The organism is Modestobacter sp. KNN46-3, from assembly GCF_011039295.1.
The window spans coordinates 123,315-149,167 of sequence record NZ_JAAKGN010000001.1 but is presented as its reverse complement, the minus strand read 5'-3'; the positions used below and the strand labels follow the sequence as shown (position 1 = coordinate 149,167).

The following is a 25,853-nucleotide window of genomic DNA, read 5'->3' as shown; positions in this document are numbered from 1 at the left end:
GCCTCTCGGAGTGGTCCACGGTCGCGCCGCAGCCGGTCGGGAGCACCCTCGCAGCCGACGGGCCGATCAGCAGCCGAGTTCTGCTGCCGCGGGACGGCGGCGCTGCGCGGCCGTGTCCCCGGTTCGAGGGAGTCGGTCCTTGGTGCCGTGCGGGACGACGGGCACACTCCCGACGTGATGGACGACGGCCAGGCGACGACCGACCCCGACACCGACCCCGGCGTCGGGCTCCCTGCCCCCCGTGGCGGGAACGCCGGACGGCCGGAGCAGGGCGCGGCCCTGCTGATCCCGGGGGAGACCTGCTGGCGGATCGAGCGGGCCACCCGCTTCGCCGTCTTCGTCGACGCGGCCGAGTACTTCGCCACCCTCAAGCGAGCCGTGCTGCGCGCAGAGCGGCGGGTGCTGTTCATCGGCTGGGACTTCGACCCGCGGATCCGCCTGGACCCGCTGGCCGGTGGCCGGCCGAAGGACGACCGGCTCGGGGCCGTGCTCGAGCAGGCGGTGGAGCAGAACCCGCAGCTGGAGATCGGCGTCCTCCAGTGGGACCTGGGCATGGTGCGCGCGCTCGGCCGCGGGCTGCAGCCGATCGTGCTGCTGGACCGGCGCACCTCCGACCGCCTCACCCTGGCCATCGACACCCACCACCCGGTCGGGGGCGCGCACCACCAGAAGATCGTGGTCGTCGACGACTGCCTGGCCTTCACCGGCGGCATCGACGTCACCGCCGACCGCTGGGACACCTCCGACCACGCCGACAGCAACCCGCACCGGCGGTCGCCGGCCGCCGGACGCGCGGAGGGCCGCCTCGCCGGACCGTGGCACGACGCGACCAGCATGCTGACCGGGCCCGCCGCTCGTGCCGTCGCCGAGCTCGCCCGTACGCGGTGGGAGAGCGGCACCGGGGAGCGGCTCGAGCCGCTGCCGGAGGGACGGGAGTGCTGGCCCGCGGAGGTCGAGCCGCTGCTCACCGACGTCGATGTCGCGATCTCGCGCACCCGCCCGGAACACGGGGGCATGGAGCTGGTCCACGAGATCGAACTGCTGTGGCTGGCCGGCATCGCCGCGGCCCGTCGTTCGATCTACGTGGAGAGCCAGTACTTCGCCAGCCGCCGGATCGCCGAGGCGATCGCCGAGCGGTTGCGCGAGCCCGACGGCCCCGACGTCGTCGTGCTCAACCCGTGGACCGCCGACGGCTGGCTCTCGGAGAAGGCGATGGGGACCGCGCGCGCCCGGGTGCTGGAGCTGATCCGCGAGGCCGACGTCCACGACCGGTTCCGGCTCTACTGTCCGGTGACCGAGCAGCGCGAGCCGATCTACGTGCACGCCAAGGTGGCCGTCGTCGACGACCGCCTGCTGCGGCTGGGGTCCAGCAACCTGAACAACCGGTCGATGGGCCTGGACACCGAGTGCGACCTGGCGATCGAGGCGGTGGAGGGACAGCCGGGGGCCGACCGGGTGGCCGCGACCATCGTCGACTTCCGGCACCGGCTGCTGGCCGAGCACCTGGCGTGCACGCCCGACGAGGTCGCCGCCGCGATCACCGACACCGGCTCGCTCGTGCGCGGCATCGAGCGGCTGCGCCGGCCGACCGGCCGCTCGCTGGTGGTGTTCGAGCCGCCGGAGCTCGGCACGGTCGACCGCGCGCTGGCCGAGTCCGAGGTGATGGACCGGGAGAAGACGCCGAACCGGTGGCGCCGGGTGGAGCGGTTCTTCGCCCGCCGCCGTCGGCCGCGCAACCGCGTGCGCGCCTGACCGTGCGGGCGTCTGCGCAGGCCGGGACATGGACCGGGCCGATGCTGGGTAGTGGCTGGTCCAGTCGACCCGGAGGAGGAACAGACATGGGGATCGTGTCCGGACTGATCAAGGCGAACCTGCTCAAGCGGCTCCTCGGCCGTCTCACCGGCCGCCGTCGCACGAACTGAGCAGCTCGACCGGCCCCGCCGGTCTGACCTGACCAGACGATCCAGCCCCCACGGCATGCCTGCCGTGGGGGCTGGATCGTCCGGGGCCCCTTCGCGCCCGGAACTGGTCAGGCGCGTCGTGTGGCGCGCACGACGACGTCCCGGAGGCTCCTCGTGCGGCCGTCGGGAGCAGTGAGCGTGCGCTGCAGCTCCTCGGCGGTGACGACGTCCCACTCCGCGTCGCCGAGCCGGGCGGTGACGACGGCGGCGGTGACCGACGCGTCCGCGGGCGGCTGGTGGCCCTCCTCCTGGGCGGCGTGGGCGTGCAGGTGCCCGACGACGAGCAGGGTGCCGCCAGGGGCCACCCACCCGGCGATCCGGTCGTAGAACTCCAGCTGTGGCATGGCCGGATGGGCGTAGGAGGTCGTGACCAGGTCGAACTGCGTGTCCGGCGCCCAGCTGCTCAGGTCGGCCTGCAACCACCGCACGCGCTGGGCGACCCCGCTCGATGCCGCCCGGTCAGCGGCGCGGGCCAGTGCCGCGGCCGAGATGTCGGCTGCGGTGACCTGCCAGCCGTGCGCGGCGAGCCACAGCGCTTCGGCGCCCGCGCCGCACCCTGCGTCCAGGGCCGTCCCCGGCACCAGCACGCCGACCTCGCGGGCCAGGTGCGGGTTCGGCGGGATGCTGTGCACCGCTTCGGGGCCGGCGGCCCGGCCCTGCCAGTGCTCCTCCCAGTACGCCTCGTCGAAGTCGTGGCCGGCTGGGTCGCCGCCCTCTCGCCGTACTGCCTGCTCGGACATGTCCTGGTCCTCCCCGTCGGTGTGCCCTGGGCACGATGGCCCGGTATCCGACGCTGACGCAAAGATCCTTGCCGGAACGGCAAGTGGCCGACTGAACGTGGTCGAGCAGACTGACGCCCCAAACCGGGGTCAGGCGGCGCGCCGCAGGACGGGTAGCGCGTCGGCGAGGAAGCTCTCCAGGCTTCGGGCCGGACGCCCGGTCACGCGCTGGACGGCGTCGGTCACGACGGCGAAGCTGCCGGCCTGCACGCGCTCGAACGTCACTGCGGTGATCTCCCGCTCGAAGCCCTCGGTGCCGGCCAGCGCCTGGTCGATGGTGATCTCCCGGTGGGTCATGGGGCGCCCGGTGGCCCGGGAGATCAGCTCCGCGGTGCGGGGCAGCGAGAGCGCCGCCGGACCGGTGAGCTCGTACACCTGACCGGCGTGCCCCTCGTCGAGCAGTGCTCGCTCGGCCACGGCGGCGATGTCCCGGGCGTCGATCCACGCGAGGCTCGCGCCCCCACTGGCGAACGGCAGCTCGTCGGTGCCGGTGAGCTGGTCGAGGTAGAAGCGCGGGTCGGTGAGCACCTGCATGAACCAGCTCGGCCGCAGCACCGTCCAGCTGTGGCTGCCGGTGCGCACCGCCCGTTCGGCCCGCGGCGCCCACCCGGCCGGCCCGGTGTGGTCGGCGTCCTGCTCCGACAGCAGGACGACGTGCGCCCGGGGCGGCGTCACCTCGAGCAGCGCGCCGATCAGCTCCGGCGCGTCCGCGCGATCGGGCCGGACGACGTAGAGCGCGTCGACGCCGTCGGTCTCCGCTGGCCAGCCGGCCGGCCGGTCCCAGGAGAACTCGGTCGGCCGGACCCCGGCGACGTCGACCGTCTCCGGGTTGCTGCTGCCGCCCAGCACCTCGACGCCCGGCCGGGCGACGAGCAGCTCCGCCAGTGGGGCGCCGGTCTTCCCGCGCACTCCGGTGACCAGGACGCGGGTGGTCGCCGTGCTCCCGTGTTCGACCGCCATCTGGATCTCCTCCAATTGATTGAGTCACTCAAGTTCCTGCCGTCATGGTGGCACGACTACTTCAGTCCATCAAGTAACCTGGGCGCCGTGGCAGACGACGAGAGCACGCTGCAGCAGCAGGTGTGGGACTTCGTGTACGCCTACGACGCGGCGTACGACCGTGCGGCGCAGGCGGTCGGGTTGAGCGCTGCCCAGGCCTGCCTGCTCGGCCAGCTGACCATGGGGGAGCGGTCGATGGGGGAGCTCGCCGTCGAGCTGCTCTGCGACCCGTCCAACGTCACCCAGCTCGTCGCCCGACTGGAGGCCCGCGGACTGGTGACCCGGGTGCCCGACCCGGCGGACCGGCGCGTCAAGCAGGTCTCGATCACCCCGGCCGGGCGCCGCGAGCACCGCGCCGTCCGGCGTGCCTTCGACTTCCCCGACGACCGGCTCGGCCGCCTGGACGAGGGGGAGCAGCTGCAGTTGTCCTCGCTGCTGGCGAAGCTGTTGGATCGTCCCGGCCAAGCCGCGGCAGGAGGGTGAGTCCGCCGCCCCGGACCGAGGAAACCGCTCGTGACGGGGTCGTGACCGAAGGGATCGACCAGTACGACAGCGCCGCTCGCGTCGGTGCCGTGGCGGCCGGGGCCACCGACAGGGCAGCCCGGCAGGCGCCGGGGACGGCGGTGCGGGTCGTGCACGCGGAGGGGCGCTCCGGCCCGAGCAGGCGGGAACAGTCCCTTGCGGCAGTGTCCGGCGGTCGACGTCCGGGGTGCAGCAGCGGACGGCGGTCAGGGTGTGCCGGCGTCCACCCGTGTCTCGGCGCGGCCCGCACGACCGCGCCGGCGGCGCCTGGCAGCAACGGTGAGGTAGCCGCTGACCGCCAGGTAGTACACGAGGTAGGCGAGTGAGACGGTCACCACGATCGGGTCCACGGACGGGAACTGGAGGAGGAGTAGCGCATACGTGCCGATCCAGATCGCGGTGAGCACCAGGCTGAGGGGTCTGAACGTCTGAGTGCGTGAGGGGTACAGGTAGCGCACCGGCACGAACACCAGGATCGAGCAGACGACCAGGATGGTCGCGACGGTGACCCGGTCGAGTTCGAGCACGATGACGTAGAAGGCGACGACGTTCCAGTAGCTGGGGAACCCGAGGAACGTGTGGTCATCGGTCTTCGCGTCCACCCGGCAGAACTGGTAGCTGGAGGAGAGCAGCGGCAGGGCGGCCAGCACCCACCCGGCCGCGCCATCCGGCAGGGCCCCGGTCGTCCAGAGGAGGACCACGGGGGCGAAGACGTAGGTCAGGTAGTCGACGATGTCGTCGAGGCGGGCGCCGTCGAACCAGGGGATGGTCTCCTTCACCCGCGCGCCGCGGGCGAGCATCCCGTCCGTGCCATCGACGACGAGTGCGACCAGGCCGATCCAGAGGGCCATGACCACGTGACCGTCGAACGCAGCCAGCACGATGAGCAGCGCGAGCACGGAGCCGCTCGCTGTGTACGCGTGCACGAGTGCGCCTGCCAGGCGCCGACTCAAGGAGAACAACTGCGGCCAACCGCCTCTGGGTCCGGGGACGGAGCGGAGCCGGTGACCCCGTCCGGGTGGCGTGTCCTGCAACGAGGACCTTTCCATGTCCGCGGCTCGTCGGCCGGATGACCCTGTCGCGCAGGCCGGATCGTCCGCTCTCGCGGGGGCGGCGGGTCCGGAGTCGGCGCCAATGTGGCCCAGACCGCGCCCCTCCCACTCGCGATCCGCGTCATGACTCCGTCCGCGTCCGCGGCGTGACCGGATCAGAGTCGCGGAAGGGATCGCCGTCCTCGGTGGCTGGCGCTCGTCAGACCACGCCGAACATGCCTCAGCGCTAAGGTTTCGCTGTCGACGTGAAGGGAGTGGCTGATGTCGAGGATCCAGCCGCTGCGGCGGGAGGACCTGCCGCAGTACGAGGAGACCTTCCAGGCGGTGGAGACCGCGTTGGGGGTACTGCCCAACAGCACGCTGACGATGGCCCGTCATCCGGAGGTCATGGCGGCCTTCGCCCGGCTCAATGCGGTGGTGATGGCTGATGGCCGGGTGGGTGGTGTGCTCAAGCAGCTGGTCGCCACGATCGTGTCTGCTGCCGCAGGCTGTTCCTACTGCCAGGCACACACCTCCCATGTGGCCGAGCAGCGAGGAGCCGATGCCGAGAAGCTGGCCGCTGTGTGGGAGTTCGAGGCCAGCCCGCTGTTCACCGAGGCGGAGCGGGCCGCGCTGCGCGTCGCGCGGGGGGCCGGACTGACACCGAACGCGGTCACCGACCAGGACATGGTCGCGCTACAGCGCCACTTCGACGACGAGCAGGTCGTCGAGATCGTTGCTGTGATCGCCAACTTCGGGTTCCTGAACCGGTGGAACGACACCATGGCCACGGAGTTGGAGCGCTCGCCGCTGAGCTGGGCCGGTGAGCACCTGCAGGACCACGGGTGGTCGGCGGGCAAGCACTCGAGCCGGACGCCGGAGGCCCCCTGAGGGCCGCCGCCCCACCGACGGTCCGCCACCGGGAGCGAGAGGTGGTCGTCTCCGGCGACTGCTCGCGATGTCCGCGGCCGTCTTCGGGATCTGGCACATCCGTCCCACGATCAGCGCCCTGGCGGCGAACGACCTCGCCGGGGGCCGGTCCTCCGAGCCGGGGCCGTGCTGTTCGCGTGCGTGTTCACCGGCGCCGCCGGAGTCCTGTTCGCCTGGCTCCGGTTGCGCAGCGGGAGCCTGCTCGCGCCCATGCTGCTCCGCCCGGCCACGAACAGCCTGGGCACCCTGGCTGGGCGGTCGCGCACCGCATCGGCTGAGGGCAGCCCGGGTCCACCGAGAGGCGGCCTCGCGACGCCGAGCGGACGATGGCCGGATGGCGGACGCCGCAGCCCACTACGTCGCGCTCGGCGACTCGATCTCCATCGACGACTACTCCGGCGGACCAGGCCGCGGCGGGGCCAGCCTGCTCTTCGCCAACCGCGATGACGACTTCCCCGAGTGGCGGGGGCGCGACCTGCGCACCGCCGACCCGAGCACGGTGTTCTCCCTGCTCGCCACGGACGGCGCGACCACGCGCACGCTCCTGGACACCCAGCTCGCCAGGTTCGCGCAGCTCCGCCTGCGCCCCACCCTCGTGACCATGTCCATCGGGGGCAACGACCTCCTGGGGGCGTACGGGGACACAGCGGCCGCGCGCCAGGTGATCACCCGGGTGCAGACCGCCCTGGCGCACGCGCTGCCCCAGATCGCCGGACGCCTCGCCCCGTCCGGCCGGATCATCGTCGGCACCGTCTACGACCCGAGCGACGGCACCGGTGACGCCGCACGGCTGGGCCTGCCGCCCTGGGCGGAGGCGGTGGCGATGATCGAGGAGCTCAATGACGGCCTGCGAGCCGTGGCGGCCCAGCACGGCGCCGCCGTGGCCGAGATCGCCGATCTCTTCCACGGTCACGGGTTGCTCGCCGGCGACCCGGCACGGCGGGAGCCGCGCCCCGCCGAGCGCAGCCTGTGGTTCTGCGATCTGATCGAGCCCAACGCGTGGGGGGCCAGTGCGGTGCGAGCGGCCTTTTGGACGGCGCTCCAAGCGGTCGCACCCACCCCTGGGCAGTGACCGCTGGGGCCGGCTCCGCGTCCGGACGGCGACCCGAGGCCTGCTCGCCGGACTCTCAGTCCATGCAGGAGGAGAAGGCTCATGGGTCCTCGACCACCTGGTGCGGCGGTCCTGCCGGGGGACGGCCTCGACGCGCACCAACGGTGGATCATGGCCGCCATTGCGATCCGGCCGGCCGGTGGGCACGACCGGCCGGATTACAACGACTGGCCGCTCACCGCTGGGTGGGCTCCCGGGCTGGGGGCGTCGGCTGCGTGGTCGGGGACAGCGGAGGCACCACCGGCGGGGACGTGAGCTCCTGGTAGGCGGTCGTGTGCGCACGCAGCGCGGTGACCGCGTCGGCGACCTCGGTGGTCGGCCGCCTGGTCGCCGACGCCACCCGCTCCGCCTGCAACACCGCGTCGCAGACGTCGGCGAGCGTGTCGAGGTGGGCCCGGGCCTCCAGCTCCAGGTCGTCCCGGACGGTCGGCTCGGGCACCAGCGCCCGTTGCCGCAGGCGCTGCTCCAACCGGCTGCCCTCGGCTTCCAGCGACGGCATCAGGTCCGGTATCTCGCCGAGGTGGGCGCCGGCGGCCTGCGCGGTCGCCACCTGGCGACGCAGCCGATCCCGGGCGCGGCACACCTCGAGCTGCAGTTCCGCACAGGAGCGCCGCTGCCCCGGGGGCAGGCGGCGGGCCGCGACGGCGGTGGCGCCCTGCATGCCCAGCTCACGGCTGCGTGCGGCGATCTCCCGGCTCCGGGCAACCAGTGGGCTGCGCCGGACCCGCCGGACGACCAGCCACCCGGCCAGCACGGCGATCAGCAGGAACGTCACCAGCACGCCACCGAGGACGGCGATCACCGTGGGGTCGAGCGAGAGCAGCCAGGTCACCTCGTCGTCGGCCCGCACGTCCAGGGCGCCGGCGGGGCCGGTCGGCAGCGGGGTGGTCATGGCGCTCCTCGTCCAGGGTGGTGTGCCGGCTCCCGGGACAACGTCCCCACGTGGTCCGGCGGTTCCCCGTGGCTCAGGGGCGTGCGCACCGTTCTCGCAGCACACGCACGCCGGGGCCGGTCAGGTCCTCGCAGAAGGCCGCGCGTCCGGCCATGGCCATCGTCAGGGCCAAGGTCGTGCCGGTGACCAACGGGCCCTCACCCGCCGCGAAGGGCCCGTCGTCGGCCTGGAGGCGCAGGCCGGCGGCGGCCGTGCGGCTGTTCACGGCGAAGTCCCGGGCGGCGTAGAAGCGGGCGACCTCGGTGACCACGGGCACCGGGGGCCGGCCGGGCAGACCGAGCGGGCGGCGAACGTCCTGGGCGTGGACGACGACCTCGCCGAGCCAGGCGGCGGTGTGCCCGGACGGGGCGGTGGTGCTGTCGACGACCGTGCGGAAGCGCTGCAGCGTCTCGGTGGGGGTGGAGCCGAGGTGCTCGGTCAGCCGTCGGGCGTTGTGCACGTCGGCGTCGAAGCGCGCACCGATCATGCTGACCAGCCAGCGTGCCCGCCCGGTGCTGGCTGCTGCGCTCAGGTGGGCCACCACCTCCTGGACGCTCCACCGCCCGCACAGCGAGGGCTGCGTCCACTGCCCCTCGTCCAGCTCGGCCAGGTCGTCGGCCAGGGCGGCGCGCTCAGCGTGGGCGGCCGCCCACAGGTGCTCGCGGGTGGTGGTGTCGGGCACAGGGTCTCCAGTCGAATCGGTCGGCGTTGCCCCTTGGACCCGCCCGGGCCGCGGAAGTCATCGCTGCCCGCCGCCGCGCCGGAGAGCCGCTCCGGGCGCCGATCGGTGGAGATGGTTCCAGCCGGTCGGTCGATGGCACGGCGCGGCGCCGTTGCCAGTGTCGTGCCATGCCGCTGATCGAGGTCCGCGACCTCCGCAAGACGTACCGCTCCGCCGTGGCCGTCGAGCACGTGGACCTCGACGTGCACGACGGCGAGATCGTCGGCGTGCTCGGGCCCAACGGCGCCGGCAAGACGACGACGGTCGAGTGCATCGCCGGGCTCACCCGTCCCGACCACGGCACGGTCCGCGTGGCCGGGCACGTGCCCTGGCAGGACCGGCGCGCCGTCACCCGCGTGCTGGGTGTGCAGCTGCAGAGCTCCGGGCTGCAGGCCAAGCTCACCGCCCGTGAGGCGGTGGCCATGGTGGCCTCCTTCCACGACGACCCCGCTGATCCGGTCGAGCTCCTCGAGCGCCTCGGCCTGCGGCAGGTCGCGGACACCCGGTACGCCCACCTCTCCGGTGGCCAGCAGCAGCGGCTGGCGATCGCCACCGCCCTCGTCGGCCGGCCCCGGGTGGTGCTGCTCGACGAGCTGACCACCGGCCTGGACCCGGAGGCCCGCCGGGACACCTGGCAGCTGGTGCGCGAGGTCCGCGACGGCGGCACCACGGTCGTGCTGGTCACCCACCTGATGGAGGAGGCCCAGCAGCTCTGCGACCGGATCGCCGTCATGGCCGCCGGCCGCGTCGTCGCCGAGGGGACGCCCGAGCAGGTGGTCGCCTGCTCGGCGAACTCGACGGTCATGTCCTTCACCGTTCCCGCCGACGTCCTCGCCGCGGCGGCGCTGTCCGGGTTGTCCGGTGTCGGTGGGGTCGAACGGCGGGGTGACCGGCTCGAGGTCGTCGGCACCGACGACGGCGTTCTCGCGGTGCTCCACGCACTGCAGACCCGCGGCGTGGAGCCGGTCGGCCTGCGGGTCTCCGCCACCACCCTCGACGACGCCTACCTCGACCTCGTCCGCCGCCAGGATGCGGCCCCCACCCTGCAGGAGTCCGCGTGACCGCCACCCGCCCCACCGGCAGCCGTCGGGCCCGCCCGGGCCGGGCCGTCCTGGCCACCGAGACCCGACTGTTCCTGCGCGAGCCCGGCTCGCTGTTCTGGATCCTGATGTTCCCCACCCTGCTGCTGGTCGTCCTCGGCCTGGTCCCGGGGTTCGACGAGCCGTCGGCGGAGTTCGGCGGGGTCAGCTTCGTGGCCGCCTACGTGCCGGTCTCCTGCCTGCTGGCCGCGATCATGGCCGGGGTCACGGCGATGCCGGCGGTGATCAGCGCCTACCGGGAACGCCAGGTGCTGCGTCGGATCGCCACCACCCCGGCCCGGGCCGCGCACGTGCTCGGTGCCCAGGTCGCGCTGCACGCGGCCACGGTGCTGGTGTCGGTGGTCCTCGTGCTCGCCGTCGGCCGGCTGGCGTTCGGCGTCCCGCTGCCCGCCGCCCTGCCGGCCTGGGCGCTGTCCTACCTGCTCGCCCTGGTCGCCGTCTTCACCATCGGGGCGCTGGTCTCCGGGACGGCGCCCTCCTCCCGGGCCGCCTCGACCGTGGGCACCGTCGTCTTCTTCCCGCTCATGTTCACCGCCGGTGTCTGGTACCCGGTGAGCGCGATGAGCGGGCTCGTCCGCGACGTCGTGGCCGCGACGCCGACCGGCGCGGCAGCGCTGGCGTTGGACCGGGCCCAGGCCGGAGAGCTGCCGACGCTGCTGCAGGTGCTGGTCGTCGCCGGCTGGGCTGTCGTGCTGGCGGTCCTGGCGGTGCGATGCTTCCGCTGGCAGTGAGCTCCGGGCAGTGCGGGCTGTGGGAGGGGAGGCACCGGTGACCGCTCCGGGGGCCGCCGTCCAGGTGCGGTGGCGCTTCCTGCTCCGGCGCGGCCCCTACCTGGTCCTCGCCCTGGCCACCGTGCTCGCCGCCGCCTCGATGCACCTGTTCGACCGGGGGCCGGCGGCGTGGACGACCGCGGCGGTGCTGGTCGGCGCGATCGCGGCCGGGCACGCCTGGGTGGTCGACCGCCGGTGGGACCGCCGCCCGGGCGGCCCGGACCGGCTCAGCGCGGCCTACGTGAGCGCCCGCACCGTCGCCGCCTTCGTCCTGGTCTGGATCAACCCGTTCTTCGGGGCCTTCGCCTTCATCGGCTACTTCGACACGGTCGAACACGCGCCGCGGCGGCTGGTGACCCCGCTCGTGCTGCTCACCGCGCTCACCCTGGCCGGCTCGCAGTCCGGCGGCCTGCCACCGGCCGACCGGACCCAGGCCGCTGCCTTCCTGGGGCTGTTCGCGCTCAACGCGGGGCTCGTGTTGTTCTTCGTCCGGATGGAGCGCGACGAGCACGCGCTCGCCGCGGCGCGGGTCGCCACCATCGACGAGCTGGAGCGGACCAACGCCCGGCTGGCCGAGGCGCTGGCCGAGAACGCCGAGCTGCACGCGGCGCTCCTCCAGCGCGCCCGGGAGGCGGGCCGGCACGAGGAGCGGGAGCGGCTGGCCCTGGAGATCCACGACACCATCGCGCAGAGCCTCGTGGGAGTGGTCACCCAGCTGCAGGCGGTCACCGACGACGCCGCCCCCGCAGCCGTCGCGCAGCGGGTGGAAGCGGCGACCGAGCTGGCCCGTTCCGCCCTGGTGGAGGCCCGGCGGTCCGTGGAGGGGCTGCTGCCGTCCCAGCTGGACGACGCCGACGCACCGGCCGCGCTGGACCGGCTGGTGCGGGACTGGGTGACCCGCACCGGTGCGCGCGCCGAGCTGGTCGTCACCGGCGCCGCCCGGCCCCTGCCCGACGACGCCGAGGCCGTCCTCCTGCGGGTGGCGGGGGAGTCGCTGGCGAACGTCACCCGGCACGCCGGGGCCTCCCGCGTCGGGGTCACGCTGTCCTTCCTCGACGACGAGGTGCTCCTGGACGTCCGGGACGACGGGGTGGGCTTCCCGGCGACTGGATCGGACCGCGCCGGGACGGCGGGGGCCCGGTTCGGCCTGCGCGGCATGCGGCAGCGAGCCGAGCGGGTCGGCGGCGAGGTGCTGGTGGAGTCCGAGCCGGGCGGTGGGACGGCGGTCTCGCTGCGACTGCCGGTGACCCGTGGCTGAGCGGCGCACCGTACGGGTGGTGCTGGCCGACGACCACCCGGTGGTGCGCGACGGTCTGCGCGGCATGCTCACCGCGGTGCCGGACGTCGAGGTGGTCGGCGAGGTCGGGGACGGGGTGGCGGCGGTCGCCCTGGTGCGCGCGCTCCGGCCGGACGTCCTGCTGCTGGACCTGCGGATGCCCCGGGGCGACGGGCTGGACGCGATCGTCGCGCTGTGCGATGACCCGGTGCGGGTCCTGGTCCTCTCCACCTTCGCCACCGCCCGGGACGTGCGCGCGGCACTCGAGGCCGGGGCCACCGGCTACGTGCTCAAGGACGCCCCCCGCGACCAGTTGGTCGCCGCCGTCCATGCCGCGGCCGACGGGGAGTCGGTGCTGTCCCCTGCGGTGGCCACGCAGGTGGTCACCCGGATGCGCGGCACGCCCGGGACGGACCTGACCGAGCGGGAGGTGGCGGTCCTGCGGCTGGTCGCCCAGGGCACGCCCAACCGGGCGATCGCCGCGAGCCTGTTCGTCAGCGAGGCCACGGTGAAGACGCACCTGGTGCACGTGTTCACCAAGCTGGGCGTGACCGACCGGGCCGCCGCCGTCGCGGCCGCGTACGAGCGCGGCATCCTGCCCGCCTAACGCGCGTCGCCGGGCGGGCTCGGCGCACGGTCCTGGGCAGTCGGCCTGCATCCGCCGTGCCGCCGACGGCAGAAGAGCGACGACACCGCCTTCCCGATCAGGAGACGACGTGAACGTCGAGAACACTTTCACCTACGACTTCTTCCAGTACACGATCGTGTCCCACGTCTTCACCCTCGGCTACGCCGCGATGGCCGCGGGCCTGGTCTACTTCCTGCTGACCAGCAAGAACTCGCTGCCCCGGTACCAGCTGTCCTCCACCTTGTCCGCGGTCGTGATGCTGTCGGCGTTCCTGGAGCTGTTGGTCATCTCCCTCAGGTGGGACAGCGCCTTCAGCTGGGACGGCGAGGCGTTCAGCTCGACCGGCGCACTGTTCTCCAACGGCTACCGGTACATGAACTGGACGATCGACGTCCCGGTGCTGCTGCTGCAGATGCTGATCGTCCTGGGGGTGACCGGTGCGGCGTTCCGCCGCGGCTGGATCGTCTTCACCGTCGCCGGGCTGGGGATGATCTACACCGGTTACGCCGGCCAGTTCTACGAGGTCGAGCGCAGCGCGCCGTTCTGGATCTGGGGCTCGATCAGCACGGTGTTCTTCCTGGTGATCCTGGCTCTGGTGTACCGCACCGTGTACGGCAACGTCGGCCGGCTGCCCGCGGAGGTCCGCCCGCTGGTCAAGGCCGTGTGGTGGCTGCTGCTGGTCTCCTGGATGCTCTACCCCGGCGCCTACCTGATGCCGGCGATCTGGGACTCCGCCGACGGCGTGGTCGCCCGGCAGATCACCTACACCGTCGCCGACATCACCTCCAAGGTCGTCTACGGCATCCTGCTGGCGGTCATCGCCCGGAAGGTGAGCAAGCACGAGGGCCACGACGAGGCCGTCGCCTCCGACGTCACCATGCCCCGCGGCGGCATCACCGACGTGGCGGCTCCCGGTCGGGCTGCCTGATCCGCCGGGGGGCGTCGTGACGGCACGCGCACCGCTGCGGGTGACCGCGCTGACGACCCGGCTGTCGGTCGGGGTCGTCGGCGCGGTCGTCGGGGCGGCCGTGCTGCTGCCCGACCAGCTCTCGGCATGGGGACTGGGCGTCCTGGCCGTCGGGGTGCTGGTCGGGTTGCCGCACGGTGCGGTCGACCACCTGGTCCCGGACTGGGTCGCCGGGCGACCGGGGCGGATGCTGCGCCCGGGCGTCCTGGTCGGCTACGCCGTCACCGCACTGGTCGCACTGGGCGCCCTCCTGGTGACCCCGGTGGTGAGCCTGCTGCTGTTGTTCGTCGTCTCCGCGGTGCACTTCGGCATGGGTGAGGTGGCGTTCGACGCCGAGCGGTCGGGGACCCCGTGGCGGCCTGCGCTGCGGGACGTCGCACCCGTCGTGGGCCTGGGCGGGCTGCCCATCGCCGTCCCGCTCGCCCGGTGGCCCGAGGAGGCCGACCGGGTGCTGGCGGCGCTGTCCCCGGAGCTGCCGGGGTTGCTGACACCCGGCGTCCGGCAGGCTGCGCTCGCCGTCGTCGGCGTGGCCCTCCTCGGCACCGTGTCCGGTGCGCTGGCCCGCGGCCGGCCCGGATGGGCGGCCGAGGCCGGCCTGCTGGCCGCGCTGTTCACCCTTGCTCCGCCGGCTGCGGCCTTCGGCGCGTACTTCGGTGGCTGGCACGCCGTCCGCCACATCGGGCGCCTGCTCGCGGTCGACCCCCGCAACGGCGAGGACCTGGCGGCCGGCCGGCTCGGCGTCCCGCTGCTCCGCTACGCCACAGCGGCCGCGGTCCCCACCGGGGTGGCCCTCGCCGGCATCGCGCTCCTCGTCCTCAGTGCGCAACGACCCGACTGGACGGCCGGCGCGCTGGCCGTCCTCCTCGGCCTCACCGTCCCGCACATGGCGGTGGTGGCGCTGCTCGACCGGCGGGCGCCGGCCAGGCTCCCGCACCAGCCCGTGCGGGTGGACCCGTCGGCGGGCGGCTGAGCGCCGGCGCAGGCCCTCGACACACCGGACGACACGCCTGGGCGGCGCCCGAGTTCGGAGCGGACTCGCCGGTCGTCCCCCCACGGCCCCCCGGACGTTCACCTGCCGAGCCGAGCCTGGGGGTCCCGATGGACCGAGCACAGGAGGAGCACCTCATGACCGGACCGACGAGCACGACGAAGGCCAGCCAGGCGACCAAGGACGAGCCCGGCTCTGCTGCACCCGAGGCCGAGGAGCGGGTCGCCCCAGGGGCGTCCACGGGCTCGGACGTCGAGCTCCGGGAGCTGGCCCGGACCCAGGAGGACGTGGCGCAGCGTGCCCGGCGGCTGGTCGCGGGCGAGCTGGTGGCGTCCGGGCCCGACGGCACGGAGGAGCGCCAGCAGGTCGAGCGGGTGCTCGAGCAGGCCCGCGCCGGCCTGCTCGCCGAACTGCGCGACCAGGAGCAGGAGCGCGCCCGGCGTCAGCTGCAGGAGGCCGCCGCCAGTGGCGAGGACGCCGTCGCCGGGGTCGTCCAGAGCATCACGACCATCGTCCGCGGCATCGTGCCGGCGGCGCTGGTGCGGCCCGAGGACGTCATCGAGGCGACGTTCGCCCTGGCCGACCAGGGGCTGCGGATCAGCCGCCGGCTGGCCCTCACGACGACCAGCAGCGTGCGCAGCCTGTCCACGTCGGTCTGAGGCACGACTCGCAGGCGGCGGCCGGGGGAGCCCCCGGCCGCCGCCCGTGTCGTGGCCGGTGGACCGACCGCGCGAGCTACGAGGCGTCCCGGCGCAGCAGTGACCAGCCGCCGGCGGCGAGCGCCGCCCCGGACCAGCCGACCAGCAGCGTCGCTGCCGCAGCCGCCGTCATGTCCGGCTCGCCGAGGAGCATCCAGACGGCACCCGTCCCCGGCAGCAGCTCCCCGAGGTCGGCCATCCACTCGACACCGAAGCCGGGCAGCAGGGCCGGCAGCACCAGCTGGAGCAGGAAGACCGTGGCCAGTGCCCCGGCGGTGCTGCGCAGCAGCAGGCCGACGCCGACCGCCAGCACGCTCCCGGCGGCCAGCACCGCCGCGACCCGGCCGAGGCTGTCGGCCAGGTCGGCCAGGGTCAGGGTCAGGTCGGGCGCGATGAGCCAGGCGGCCACGTCGGCGACCAGCGCGAGGAGCACCCCGGCCACCGTGGCGACGACGACCGGCACGGTGACCCGGGCGGCCAGCAGCACCCCGCGGCGCGGCGTCCACTGCAGGGTCGGGCCGATCGACCCGCTGGCGTACTCCTGGGTGACCGCGAGCAGGGCCAGCACCAGCAGCGCGAACTGGCCCAGCAGGACGCCGAACTCACCGGCGAACGTCGCCGGCAGGCCGGTCAACGGGTCGGCCGGTCCGGTCGCCTCGTCGAAGGCCGCGGTGGCGCCGATGCCCACGACGGTGACCGCGGCCGCCAGCAGGCACCACCACGTCGTCCGGACCGTGCGCAGTCGCAGCCACTCGGCCCCGGCGGCGCGCCGGAAGACGGGCGCCGTCCCCGGTTCGGTGGTCGCCGTCCCCGTCGTCGGGACGGCGAGCTCCGCCGCGCTCATCGCTGCACCAGCCCGGCCGGCTCGGGCGCGACGGCGACCCGGTACTGGACGCTGTCGCCGGTGAGGTCGAGGTAGACCTGCTCCAGCGAGGAGTGCTCCTCGGCCAGTCGGTGCACCGCGACACCGGTCTCCAGGGCGACGTCGCCGACGGTCTCCGCCGTCGTGCCCTCGACCAGCAGGTCGCCGTCCTCGGTGGGGTGCACCTGCAGCCGTCGGCGGCGCAGGGCGCCGACCAGGGCGTCGGGCGACGGGGTCCGCACCCGGACCTGCCGCTGCGCACCCTGCCCGCGCATGACCTCCTGCATCGACGCGTCGGCGATCAGCCGGCCGCGGCCGATGATCACCAGGTGGTCGGCGGTCTGCTCCATCTCGCTCATCAGGTGGCTGGACAGCAGCACCGTCCGCCCCTCGTCGGCCAGCCCGCGCACCAGCCGGCGGATCCACCGGACCCCGTCCAGGTCGAGGCCGTTCATCGGCTCGTCGAACAGCAGGACGGCGGGGTCACCGAGCAGCGCGGTCGCGATGCCGAGCCGCTGGCGCATGCCCAGGGAGTAGCCGCGCACCCGCCGCCGGGCCGCGGGGCCGAGCCCCACCTGGTCGACGACGTCGTCCACCCGGCGCAGCGGGATGCCGTGCGTGCGGGCGGCGACCCGCAGGTGGTCGCGCCCGCTGCGCCCGGGGTGGACGGCGCCCGCGTCGAGCAGGGCACCGGCCGTCCGGAGCGGCTCGGCCAGCGTGGCGAAGGGCCGGCCGGCCACCAGGGCGGAGCCGGCGGTGGGCCGGTCGAGGCCGAGGACCATGCGCATCGTGGTCGACTTGCCCGCGCCGTTCGGACCGAGGAAGCCGGTCACCTTGCCCGGCTGGACGTCGAAGGTCAGGTCGTCGACGGCCCGGACGGTGCTGGTCCCACGCACGGACGCGGTGCCGTACTCCTTGGTGAGGCCGCGCACCTGGATCATGGTCGCGGCCCGTCGGGGGCGTGACGGCGTCGCCGCCACGGGAGGGGTGCAGTCATGACACGGAGCGTGTCGGGCCCATCGGCCCGGGCGGATCACCCCACGGTGCCGAGCAGCGTCCCCCACGTGGGGGAGGCGAACGGGGCGCGCACAGGGGAGCCGCCGGGCGCGACGATCCGCCACGATCGATCGGTGCCCCCGATGACCTCCTCACGCTCGGCGACCGAGCTCGCCGCCCGGCTGCGGATGGTGCTGGCCGCCGCCCGCCCGGGCTGGCGAGGCCGGGCCCTCTACGCGCTGGCGAGCCTGCCCCTCGGCGCGCTGTACCTGGTGCTGTACGCCGGGCTGGTCGGCTCGGTGGTGGCCGTGGTCTACGGCGTCGGCGTGCTGCTCGTCCTGCTGGTGCTCGCAGTGACCCGCTCCCTGGCCGAGATGGAGCGCCGGCTGGCCCGCAGGCTGCTCGGTGTCGACGTCCCGGCCGGTGAGCGGGTCCGCGACCGGCGCGGCGTCGTCCGCCGGCTGCGGCGGCTGGTCTTCGCGGCCGACACCTGGCGGGCCCTGGGCTGGCTCGGGGCCCGCGTGCTCCTCGGCCTCGCCGCGTCCACCACCCTGCTGTTCGGCGGCGCCGTCTTCGTCGCCCTCGGCTGGGAGATCGAGTGGAACCCGCTCAACGCGCTCCCGCTGCTGGCGCTCATGGTCCTCGACGTCGTCCTCGTCCTGGCCGGGCTCGACCTGCTGGTGCGGTTGTCCGCGTCCGTGGCGCCGCGGCTGCTCGGCACCGCGCCCGAACAGCGGATCGCCGCGCTGCAGCAGAGCACCCGGCGGCTGGCCGACCGGAACAGGCTGGCCCGCGACCTGCACGACACCATCGGTCATGCGCTGACCGCCAGCCTGCTGCAGGCCACCGCCGCCCGCCGCACCCTGACGCCCGTCGGCGAGCGGCCGCTGCAGGCCGACTTCGCGCGCCAGGCGCTGGGGCACATCGAGACGAACACCCGGACCGCGCTCGCGGAGCTCGACCGGGTGCTCACCGTGCTCCGTGCCGAGGACGGCGGCCGTGACCCCGCCCCGTTCGCCGCGCCGTCGCTGGACGACCTCGAGGACCTGCTTGCCGGACTCCGCGACGGCGGCCTGCCCGTCGAGCTCGTGGTGGGCGGCGACGTCGACGACGTGCCCGCCGGTGTCCAGGAGCTGGCCTACCGGGTGGTCCAGGAGGGGACGACGAACGTGCTGCGGCACGCGGGCACCCCGCGGACGGTCGCCGAGGTCGTCCGCAGCGGGGACACCCTCGTCGTCCGCGTGTGCAACGAACCGGTCTCCCAGCACGACGGCCGCCCGGGCCCCGGCGGCGGCCGCGGGTTGGCCGGCCTACGGGAGCGGGCGACCGCCGTCGGCGGCACGCTCACCGCCGGACGGACGCCGGCCGGCGGGTTCGACCTGTGTGTCACCCTGCCGCTGTCGGGTGCGGCGTGACCGCCCTGCGGCTGCTGCTCGTGGACGACGACGTGCTCGTCCGCTCCGGGCTGCGGGTGATCCTGGAGAGCGAGCCCGACCTGGCCGTCGTGGGCGATGCCGGCACCGGCCGGGAGGCGCTGGCCGTCGCGGCCGACACCGATCCGGACGTCGTCCTCATGGACGTCCGGATGCCCGACATGGACGGCATCGCGGCGACCGCGGAGCTGGTCGCCCGTGACCCGCAGCGCCCCCGCGTGCTGGTCCTGACCACGTTCGAGGACGACGACTACCTGTTCCGTTCGCTGCAGGCCGGGGCGAGCGGCTTCGCGCTGAAGCGGTCGGAGCCGGACTCGCTCGTCGACGCCATCCGGGTCGTCGCCCGGGGGACGACCCTGGTGCTCCCGGACCTGACCCGGCGGCTCATCGCCTCGCACGCGCCCTCCCGCGCCCGAGGGCCGGCCGCACTGCCGGAGCTGACCGGCCGCGAGGCCGACGTGCTGCGGCTGGTGGCGGGCGGGCTGTCCAACGCCGAGATCGCCACCGAGCTGTTCCTCAGCCGCGAGACGGTGAAGACGCACGTCAGCAGCGTGCTGCTCAAGCTCCGTGCGCGGGACCGCACTCAGGCGGTCATCGCTGCCTACGAGAGCGGCTTCATGACCGGCTGATCGCCCCCCGTCGTCCGATCCCCGACCGCGCCGGGTCAGGGCTGGGCAGGAGCACCCGCTTGGGCCTAGGGTCCGTGTCGACCCGCGGGAGCCTCGCGTACCGAGGCTGAGAGGGCGGCAGGACCGGCCGCTGACCGTTCGCACCTGATCCGGTTAACACCGGCGTAGGGAGGAACCCCTGATGACGGACGTCCAGCACCGGCCACAGACCGAGGGCACCGAGTTCCCCGGCTCCCGCAAGACCCACCTGCAGGGCAGCCGCCCGGACCTGCGGGTCCCGATGCGCGAGGTGCAGCTGTCCACCGGCGACAGCGTGGTGCTCTACGACACCTCGGGCCCGTACACCGACCCGGCGGTGCACACCGACATCCGGGCCGGGCTGCCCCGGCACCGGGAGGACTGGATCACCGAGCGCGCCGACACGGAGAGCTACGAGGGCCGCGCGGTGCAGCCGGTGGACAACGGGCGCCGCCCGGGTGACACCCGGGACCTGGACAGCGTCTTCGCTGCCGCCCACCGTCCCCGCCGCGGCCTGCCGGGGACGACGGTCACCCAGCTCGCCTACGCCCGCCGCGGCCAGGTCACCCCCGAGATGGAGTTCGTGGCGCTGCGGGAGGGGGTCTCCGTCGAGCACGTCCGCAGCGAGATCGCCCGCGGCCGCGCGGTGCTGCCGGCCAACGTGAACCACCCGGAGTCCGAGCCGATGGCGATCGGCCGCAACCTGCTCGTCAAGATCAACGCCAACATCGGCAACAGTGCGGTCGCCTCCTCCATCGAGGAGGAGGTGGACAAGATGACCTGGGCCACCCGCTGGGGCGCCGACACCGTCATGGACCTCTCGACCGGCCGCAACATCCACACCACCCGGGAGTGGATCATCCGCAACAGCGCCGTCCCGATCGGCACCGTGCCCATCTACCAGGCGCTGGAGAAGGTGAACGGCAAGGCCGAGGACCTGTCCTGGGAGGCCTACCGGGACACGCTCGTGGAGCAGTTCGAACAGGGCGTCGACTACGTCACCGTGCACGCCGGGGTGCTGCTGCGCTACGTCCCGCTGGCGGCGAACCGGAAGACCGGCATCGTGTCCCGCGGCGGCTCGATCATGGCGGCCTGGTGCCTGGCCCACCACCAGGAGAACTTCCTCTACACGCACTTCCGCGAGATGTGCGAACTGATGGCCGCCTACGACGTCACCTTCTCCCTCGGCGACGGCCTCCGCCCCGGGTGCATCGCCGACGCCAACGACGAGGCCCAGTTCAGCGAGCTGCGCACGTTGGGTGAGCTGACCCGGATCGCCTGGGAACACGATGTCCAGGTGATGGTCGAGGGTCCGGGGCACGTGCCGATGAACAAGATCAAGGAGAACATGGACCTCCAGTTGGAGGTCTGCGACGAGGCGCCGTTCTACACCCTGGGCCCGCTGACCACCGACATCGCGCCGGGCTACGACCACATCACCAGCGCCATCGGCGCGGCGATGATCGGCTGGTACGGCACCGCGATGCTCTGCTACGTCACCCCCAAGGAGCACCTGGGGCTGCCGGACCGGGACGACGTCAAGGACGGCGTCATCACCTACAAGATTGCCGCCCACGCCGCGGACCTGGCCAAGGGGCACCCCGGGGCGCAGGCCTGGGACGACGCACTGTCCGACGCGCGGTTCGAGTTCCGCTGGACCGACCAGTTCAACCTCTCCCTTGACCCGACGACGGCCCGCGACTTCCACGACGAGACGCTGCCGGCCGGTGCGGCCAAGACCGCGCACTTCTGCTCGATGTGCGGCCCGCACTTCTGCTCCATGCGGATCAGCCAGGACGTGCGGGCCTACGCCGCGGCCAAGGGCGTCGCCGCGGACGAGGCGCTCCAGCTGGGGATGGCGGAGAAGTCCGCCGAGTTTATGGACGAAGGCGCCCGGGTCTACCTCCCCGTCGTCGACCTGTCGGAGGCCGTCACCTCGACCACACCCACGGACGACTGACGCGGCCGCCCGCGGACCACTGCGTCCGCGGGCGGCCGTCAGTCGATCTCGCCCGTGCGTGCGTCAGCCGGGAGCTCGGCGATCGCAGCCGCACAGCGCTGCGACTGCCGGTGCAGGGCCGCGGTGAGCTCCGGAGGCCCGTCGAGCACTGTGAAGTCGGCGTCGACCGAGGTGAGCATCCACACCAGGGTGGTGGGGTCGTCGGCGCCGACGGTGAACAGGCAGCTGGCAGCATCGACGGCCGTCACCACCCCCATGCCCGGCCAGACCTTGTCGGCGACCGCCGCCGCCGGCTCGTGCAGCCGCACCGTCGCCCGGTACGGCCAGGTCCGGGCCGACAGCTGACGGGACAGCCAGGCGACGACGTCACCGTCCGGCGGCTCCCGCGGGGTGAACCGCGAGCCGTTGGGCGACCGCGGGGACATCCGGTCGGCACGGAAGCTGCGCCAGTCGCGGCGGTCGGGGTCCCAGGCGACCAGGTACCAGCTCCGGCCGAAGCTGACGAGGCGGTGCGGCTCGACGGTCCGGGTCGTCTGCCCGGTTCGCGGACTGCTGTAGTCGAACCGCAGGCACTCGTGGCGGCGGATGGCGTCCGCGATCGCCACGAGCGTCTCGGCGGTCACCTGCGGGCCGGGGGCGGTGCCGGCCCGGACGGTGGCTTCCTGGAGCGACCGCACCCGGTGGCGCAGCCGGGCGGGCAGCACCTGCTCGAGCTTCTGCAGAGCCCGCAGCGCCGCTTCCTCCACCCCGGCGACCGAGCTCGCGGCGGCCGTCCGCAGCCCGACGACGACGGCGACCGCCTCGTCGTCGTCGAGGAGCAACGGCGGGAGAGCCGCCCCCGCACCGAGCCGGTACCCGGCCGTGCCCTGGATCGCGTGCACCGGGTAGCCGAGCTCACGCAGCCGCTCAACGTCCCTCCGGACGGTGCGCGTGCTGACCTCCAGCCGCTGGGCGAGATCGGCGCCGGACCACTCGGAGTGGGCCTGCAGGAGCGCCAGCAGCCGGAGCAGCCGAGCGGATGTCTCGAGCACGCCCTCGAGGATGCCAGTTCCTTAGGAACCGTCCTGTCCTAGGTGGCCCCTAACGTCCCCGGCGTGACGACCCCCCGGCTGGACATCCGCCCCTTCGGCATCGCCATCCCACAGGAGCAGGTCGACGACCTCTCCGCGCGGCTGGCGGCCACTCGCTGGCCCGGCGACCTCCCCGGTGTGGGCTGGAGCCGCGGCGTCCCCCAGGCCTACCTGCAGGAGCTCACCGCCTACTGGCGTGACCACTTCGACTGGCGGGCCGCCGAAGCGCGGCTCAACGTACTGCCGCAGTTCGTCACCGAGGTCGACGGGCAGCGGCTGCACTTCATCCACGTCCGCTCTCCAGAACCGGACGCGACCCCGCTGCTCCTGCTGCACGGCTGGCCGAGCACGGTGGCTGACTTCCTCGACGTCGTCGGTCCCCTGTCGGACCCCCGGTCGCATGGCATGGACCCGGCCGACGCCTTCACCCTGGTGATCCCGTCGCTGCCCGGTTTCGGGTTCTCGACGCCGCTGGCCGGCCCGGGGATGAACGCCGAGCGGACCGCACGGGTCCTGGCGACGCTCATGGCCGACCTCGGCCACGACCGCTACGGCGTGCAGGGCGGGGACACGGGGTCGTTCGTCGCAGCGGAGCTCGGGCAGGTGGCATCCGACCGGGTGATCGGTGTCCACCTCAACGCCGCGATCACCTTCCCCGCCGACGACGGCGAGGTGGACACCCTCTCCGGGGATGATCGGGAGCGTTGGAAGCGCATGCAGTCCTACAACGACGGCTACCTGCAGATCCAGTCGAAGTCGCCGCAGACGCTGGCCTACGCCCTCACCGACTCCCCGGCCGGCCAGCTGGCCTGGGTGGTCGAGGTGTTCCAGCGGTTGTCCGATCTGCCCGACTCCGGCCTCCTCGAGGACACGGTCGACCGCGATCGCCTCCTGACCGGGGTCTCCATCTACTGGTACACCGCCACTGCCGGGTCGTCGGCGCAGGTCTACTTCGAGGCGATGAACCCGGTGGCGTGGGGGGCGGGCGACTGGGAGGCCGACGGCGAGGACGCCAGCGACTGGGCGCCGGAGCGAGGGACCGTCCCGACGGGCTTCCTCCTGTCCGCGCACGACGTCACCGTCCGCACCTTCGCCGAGCGGGACCACGCTGTCGCTCGATGGACCGAGGCCGGGCGGGGCGGCCACTTCCTCGCGATGGAGCAACCCGCACTGTTCGTCGACGACGTCCGCGCGTTCTTCCGGGACCTGCCGCGGGATCGCAGCTCGAGCACCGGCGTGCGGTGAGGAGCGCAGTTCCCGGAACACGTCCGGTGCCGCCGGAGGGGTGGCGCGATGAGCTCGGAGGGTGTCCGATGTGGGCCTGCGCATCGATGACGCCCGAGGAGTCTCCATGCTGCGTCCGCGTACCACCCTGGTCGCCCTCACCGCGCTGACTGCCGGCGCCCTCGCGGCCGGCGGGCCCGCGAGCGCCGCGCCGGTCGACCCGTTGCCGGAGAAGCGCCCGTGGGCAGTCGGCACCGGGGGAGCGGTGGCCACGGTCGACGCCGACGCCACCCGGGTCGGGCTGGAGGTCCTGGCCGCCGGCGGGAACGCGGCGGACGCAGCCGTCGCCGCGGCCGCGGCGCTGGGTGTGACGGAGCCCTACTCGGCCGGGGTCGGCGGTGGGGGCTTCTTCCTCTACTACGACGCCGACACCGGAGCGGTCACCTCGATCGACGGCCGGGAGACCGCGCCGCTGGCGATGGGCGCGGGCGCCTTCCTCGACGAGGCAGGGGAGCCCCTGCCGTTCGCCGAGGCGGTGGCGAGCGGGCTCTCGGTGGGCACGCCCGGCACGCCGCAGACCTGGGCGACGGCCCTGGCGGAGTTCGGCACCTGGTCGCTCGCGGACGCGCTGCAGGGCGGGATCCAGTTGGCCGACGAGGGCTTCGTCGTCGACGAGACGTTCCGGCAGCAGACCGCGGAGAACGAGGAGAAGTTCCGCACGTTCGAGCCCAGTGCCGAGCTGTTCCTGCCGGGCGGGGCCCTGCCCGAGGTGGGGTCGGTGTTCGCCAACCCCGACCTAGCGGAGACCTACCGGCTGCTGGCGGACGAGGGCGTGGAGCCGTTCTACTCCGGGGAGCTGGCCGGCGAGATCGTGCGGACGGCCCAGGACCCGCCCGAGGCGGAGGGCGTCGAGGACGTCCGCGCGGGGCTGCTCGAGGACGTCGACCTGGCGCTGTACGACGCCCCGCTGCGGGAGCCGACCATGGTCGGGTACCGGGGGCTCGAGGTCTACGGGATGGCCCCGCCGTCCAGCGGTGGGTCGACCGTCGGCGAGGCGTTGAACATCCTGGAGCCGTTCGACCTCGGTCAGCTGCCCGCCGTGCCGGTGCTGCACCACTACCTGGAGGCCAGTGCGCTGGCCTTCGCGGACCGCAACGCCTACGTCGGCGACCCGGCGTACACCCAGGTGCCCCTGGCCGAGCTGCTCTCCGACGACTTCGCCGCGGAGCGGGTCTGCGCCATCGACCCGGCCACGGCGCTGGAGAAGCCGACGACGGCGGGCGACCCGGACGGCGAGTACGGCCCGTGCCCGGCAGCGGGCGAGCTCACGGTGGGGGAGGGCACGGAAGGCCCCTCCACCACGCACCTCACGGTCGGCGATGCCGAGGGCAACATCGCCAGCTACACGCTGACGATCGAGCAGACCGGTGGCAGCGGGATCACGGTGCCCGGCCGCGGGTTCCTGCTCAACAACGAGCTGACCGACTTCACCTTCGCCGCCGCCGACCCCATGACGCCCGAGCCGAACCTGCCCGCCCCGGGCAAGCGGCCGCGCAGCAGCATGGCGCCGACGATCGTGCTGCACGACGGTGAGCCGGTGCTCGCCCTCGGCTCCCCGGGCGGCAGCACGATCATCACGACGGTGCTGCAGACCCTGGTCAACCGCATCGACCGCGACATGAACCTCGCCCTGGCGATCGCCGCGCCCCGGGCCAGCCAGCGGAACACCCCCGCGGTGTCCGCGGAACCGGCGTTCGTCGCCGCGTACGGGCCGCCCCTCGAGGCGCTCGGGCACGAGTTCAGCGTCGTGGAGGAGATCGGTGCGGCCACCGGCATCGAGTACCTGCCGGGCGGCCTGCTGCTGGCCGCCGCGGAGCCCGACCGACGCGGCGGTGGCAGCGCGGGTGTCGTGCGCGACCTCCTCGACAACCCACTGGCAGCCGCACCGGACGTGCCCGGCCTCGCCCCCGGACTCGGCGACGACTGACGATCCGCCGGCCAGCCCACGACAGGAGAGAGTCGCCGTGACCACACCAGATGCACCGGACCCCGACGCCCGCCGGCCGGACGCCGATCCGCCACAGCAGGACGGCCGCGGCGCGGAGATCGGCCTGTCCGACGACGCCGGCGGCACGTTCGAACCCGAGGAGGACCCGGACGACGACGGGCCGTCCACCTGATCCCGGGGCCGTGGGCGCGGCGGGGTGATCGACCGTCCGGGGCTGGCCCGGAGTGAGCCGGGCGCCCCA

Annotated in this window: 25 protein-coding genes and 1 riboswitch; of the genes, 17 read left to right on the top strand and 8 right to left on the bottom strand. The window is 73.9% G+C overall.

Annotated features, from left to right (window positions below; genetic code table 11):
• The first annotated feature begins 177 nt into the window (after nt 1–177).
• A complete protein-coding gene (locus tag G5C62_RS00745; RefSeq protein ID WP_164699675.1) occupies nt 178–1,752 on the top strand; it encodes a phospholipase D-like domain-containing protein in 1,575 nt (524 codons plus the stop codon).
• 277 nt (nt 1,753–2,029) lie between these two features.
• On the opposite strand, the gene G5C62_RS00740 is transcribed toward G5C62_RS00745, so the two are convergent.
• Nucleotides 2,030–2,701, bottom strand: a complete 672-nt coding sequence (locus tag G5C62_RS00740; protein ID WP_164699676.1) for a bifunctional 2-polyprenyl-6-hydroxyphenol methylase/3-demethylubiquinol 3-O-methyltransferase UbiG — start codon at nt 2,699–2,701, stop codon at nt 2,030–2,032.
• Nucleotides 2,702–2,830: 129 nt separating this feature from the next.
• Nucleotides 2,831–3,700 carry a nucleoside-diphosphate sugar epimerase gene (locus G5C62_RS00735; RefSeq protein WP_164699677.1) on the bottom strand — a complete coding sequence of 290 codons (870 nt, stop codon included), beginning with the start codon at nt 3,698–3,700 and terminating at the stop codon, nt 2,831–2,833.
• Between the two features lie 87 nt (nt 3,701–3,787).
• Here G5C62_RS00735 and G5C62_RS00730 point away from each other — a divergent pair, with 87 nt between their 5' ends.
• Nucleotides 3,788–4,222, top strand: a complete 435-nt coding sequence (locus tag G5C62_RS00730; protein ID WP_241175637.1) for a MarR family winged helix-turn-helix transcriptional regulator — start codon at nt 3,788–3,790, stop codon at nt 4,220–4,222.
• 245 nt (nt 4,223–4,467) lie between these two features.
• On the opposite strand, the gene G5C62_RS00725 is transcribed toward G5C62_RS00730, so the two are convergent.
• Nucleotides 4,468–5,187, bottom strand: coding sequence for a CDP-alcohol phosphatidyltransferase family protein (locus tag G5C62_RS00725; protein WP_241175638.1), 720 nt, complete (start codon nt 5,185–5,187; stop codon nt 4,468–4,470).
• Between the two features lie 387 nt (nt 5,188–5,574).
• Between G5C62_RS00725 and G5C62_RS00720 the strand changes: the two genes are divergently transcribed.
• The gene (locus G5C62_RS00720; protein WP_164699679.1) at nt 5,575–6,183 is read left to right on the top strand and encodes a carboxymuconolactone decarboxylase family protein; all 609 of its coding nucleotides are present in this window, start codon (nt 5,575–5,577) and stop codon (nt 6,181–6,183) included.
• Between the two features lie 373 nt (nt 6,184–6,556).
• Nucleotides 6,557–7,294 (top strand): SGNH/GDSL hydrolase family protein, encoded by a 738-nt coding sequence (locus tag G5C62_RS00715; RefSeq protein ID WP_164699680.1) that lies wholly within the window; start codon nt 6,557–6,559, stop codon nt 7,292–7,294.
• A 214-nt stretch (nt 7,295–7,508) separates the two neighbouring features.
• Here G5C62_RS00715 and G5C62_RS00710 read toward each other — a convergent pair whose 3' ends face one another.
• Together G5C62_RS00710 and G5C62_RS00705 are read right to left on the bottom strand one after the other, a co-directional pair.
• A complete protein-coding gene (locus tag G5C62_RS00710; protein ID WP_164699681.1) occupies nt 7,509–8,225 on the bottom strand; it encodes a hypothetical protein in 717 nt (238 codons plus the stop codon).
• A 73-nt stretch (nt 8,226–8,298) separates the two neighbouring features.
• Complete coding sequence (locus G5C62_RS00705) at nt 8,299–8,946, bottom strand: maleylpyruvate isomerase family mycothiol-dependent enzyme (RefSeq protein ID WP_164699682.1); 648 nt, start codon at nt 8,944–8,946, stop codon at nt 8,299–8,301.
• A 167-nt stretch (nt 8,947–9,113) separates the two neighbouring features.
• Here G5C62_RS00705 and G5C62_RS00700 point away from each other — a divergent pair, with 167 nt between their 5' ends.
• The 7 genes from G5C62_RS00700 to G5C62_RS00670 all read left to right on the top strand — a co-directional run bounded on the left by G5C62_RS00700 (nt 9,114) and on the right by G5C62_RS00670 (nt 15,373).
• The gene (locus tag G5C62_RS00700; protein ID WP_164699683.1) at nt 9,114–10,046 is read left to right on the top strand and encodes an ABC transporter ATP-binding protein; all 933 of its coding nucleotides are present in this window, start codon (nt 9,114–9,116) and stop codon (nt 10,044–10,046) included.
• Nucleotides 10,043–10,816 carry an ABC transporter permease gene (locus tag G5C62_RS00695; protein WP_164699684.1) on the top strand — a complete coding sequence of 258 codons (774 nt, stop codon included), beginning with the start codon at nt 10,043–10,045 and terminating at the stop codon, nt 10,814–10,816. Before G5C62_RS00700 ends, G5C62_RS00695 begins: the two co-directional genes overlap by 4 nt.
• Before the next feature lie 37 nt (nt 10,817–10,853).
• Nucleotides 10,854–12,113: a sensor histidine kinase gene (locus G5C62_RS00690; RefSeq protein ID WP_241175639.1), complete on the top strand. Its 1,260-nt coding sequence runs from the start codon at nt 10,854–10,856 to the stop codon at nt 12,111–12,113.
• Nucleotides 12,106–12,738, top strand: coding sequence for a response regulator transcription factor (locus G5C62_RS00685; RefSeq protein WP_277424748.1), 633 nt, complete (start codon nt 12,106–12,108; stop codon nt 12,736–12,738). The genes G5C62_RS00690 and G5C62_RS00685 overlap by 8 nt, the downstream gene beginning before the upstream one ends.
• 109 nt (nt 12,739–12,847) lie before the next feature.
• Nucleotides 12,848–13,687 (top strand): bacteriorhodopsin, encoded by an 840-nt coding sequence (locus G5C62_RS00680; RefSeq protein WP_164699685.1) that lies wholly within the window; start codon nt 12,848–12,850, stop codon nt 13,685–13,687.
• 16 nt (nt 13,688–13,703) lie between these two features.
• Nucleotides 13,704–14,696: a Brp/Blh family beta-carotene 15,15'-dioxygenase gene (locus G5C62_RS00675; RefSeq protein ID WP_164699686.1), complete on the top strand. Its 993-nt coding sequence runs from the start codon at nt 13,704–13,706 to the stop codon at nt 14,694–14,696.
• 155 nt (nt 14,697–14,851) lie between these two features.
• Nucleotides 14,852–15,373, top strand: coding sequence for a hypothetical protein (locus tag G5C62_RS00670; protein ID WP_164699687.1), 522 nt, complete (start codon nt 14,852–14,854; stop codon nt 15,371–15,373).
• Nucleotides 15,374–15,449: 76 nt separating this feature from the next.
• On the opposite strand, the gene G5C62_RS00665 is transcribed toward G5C62_RS00670, so the two are convergent.
• Together G5C62_RS00665 and G5C62_RS00660 are read right to left on the bottom strand one after the other, a co-directional pair.
• Complete coding sequence (locus G5C62_RS00665; RefSeq protein ID WP_164699688.1) at nt 15,450–16,256, bottom strand: hypothetical protein; 807 nt, start codon at nt 16,254–16,256, stop codon at nt 15,450–15,452.
• A complete protein-coding gene (locus tag G5C62_RS00660; protein ID WP_164699689.1) occupies nt 16,253–17,215 on the bottom strand; it encodes an ABC transporter ATP-binding protein in 963 nt (320 codons plus the stop codon). Before G5C62_RS00660 ends, G5C62_RS00665 begins: the two co-directional genes overlap by 4 nt.
• 198 nt (nt 17,216–17,413) lie before the next feature.
• Between G5C62_RS00660 and G5C62_RS00655 the strand changes: the two genes are divergently transcribed.
• From G5C62_RS00655 to thiC, 3 genes are all read left to right on the top strand, one after another.
• Nucleotides 17,414–18,685 carry a sensor histidine kinase gene (locus G5C62_RS00655; protein WP_164699690.1) on the top strand — a complete coding sequence of 424 codons (1,272 nt, stop codon included), beginning with the start codon at nt 17,414–17,416 and terminating at the stop codon, nt 18,683–18,685.
• Nucleotides 18,682–19,332 carry a response regulator transcription factor gene (locus G5C62_RS00650; protein ID WP_164699691.1) on the top strand — a complete coding sequence of 217 codons (651 nt, stop codon included), beginning with the start codon at nt 18,682–18,684 and terminating at the stop codon, nt 19,330–19,332. The genes G5C62_RS00655 and G5C62_RS00650 overlap by 4 nt, the downstream gene beginning before the upstream one ends.
• Nucleotides 19,333–19,406: 74 nt before the next feature.
• A riboswitch (TPP riboswitch) is annotated at nt 19,407–19,520 on the top strand.
• On the top strand, nt 19,514–21,310 hold the full coding sequence (gene thiC / locus G5C62_RS00645; RefSeq protein ID WP_164699692.1) for a phosphomethylpyrimidine synthase ThiC: 1,797 nt from the start codon (nt 19,514–19,516) through the stop codon (nt 21,308–21,310). It overlaps the preceding riboswitch by 7 nt.
• Before the next feature lie 38 nt (nt 21,311–21,348).
• Here the strand turns inward: thiC and G5C62_RS00640 are convergent, their stop codons facing one another.
• The gene (locus tag G5C62_RS00640) at nt 21,349–22,341 is read right to left on the bottom strand and encodes a YafY family protein (RefSeq protein ID WP_164699693.1); all 993 of its coding nucleotides are present in this window, start codon (nt 22,339–22,341) and stop codon (nt 21,349–21,351) included.
• A 63-nt stretch (nt 22,342–22,404) separates the two neighbouring features.
• Between G5C62_RS00640 and G5C62_RS00635 the strand changes: the two genes are divergently transcribed.
• From G5C62_RS00635 to G5C62_RS00625, 3 genes are all read left to right on the top strand, one after another.
• Nucleotides 22,405–23,625, top strand: coding sequence for an epoxide hydrolase family protein (locus tag G5C62_RS00635; RefSeq protein ID WP_206330412.1), 1,221 nt, complete (start codon nt 22,405–22,407; stop codon nt 23,623–23,625).
• Nucleotides 23,626–23,731: 106 nt separating this feature from the next.
• Entirely contained in the window at nt 23,732–25,591 is a 1,860-nt protein-coding gene (ggt, locus tag G5C62_RS00630; RefSeq protein ID WP_206330413.1) for a gamma-glutamyltransferase, read from the top strand.
• Nucleotides 25,592–25,628: 37 nt separating this feature from the next.
• Complete coding sequence (locus G5C62_RS00625; protein WP_164699695.1) at nt 25,629–25,784, top strand: hypothetical protein; 156 nt, start codon at nt 25,629–25,631, stop codon at nt 25,782–25,784.
• The last annotated feature ends 69 nt before the right edge of the window (nt 25,785–25,853 follow it).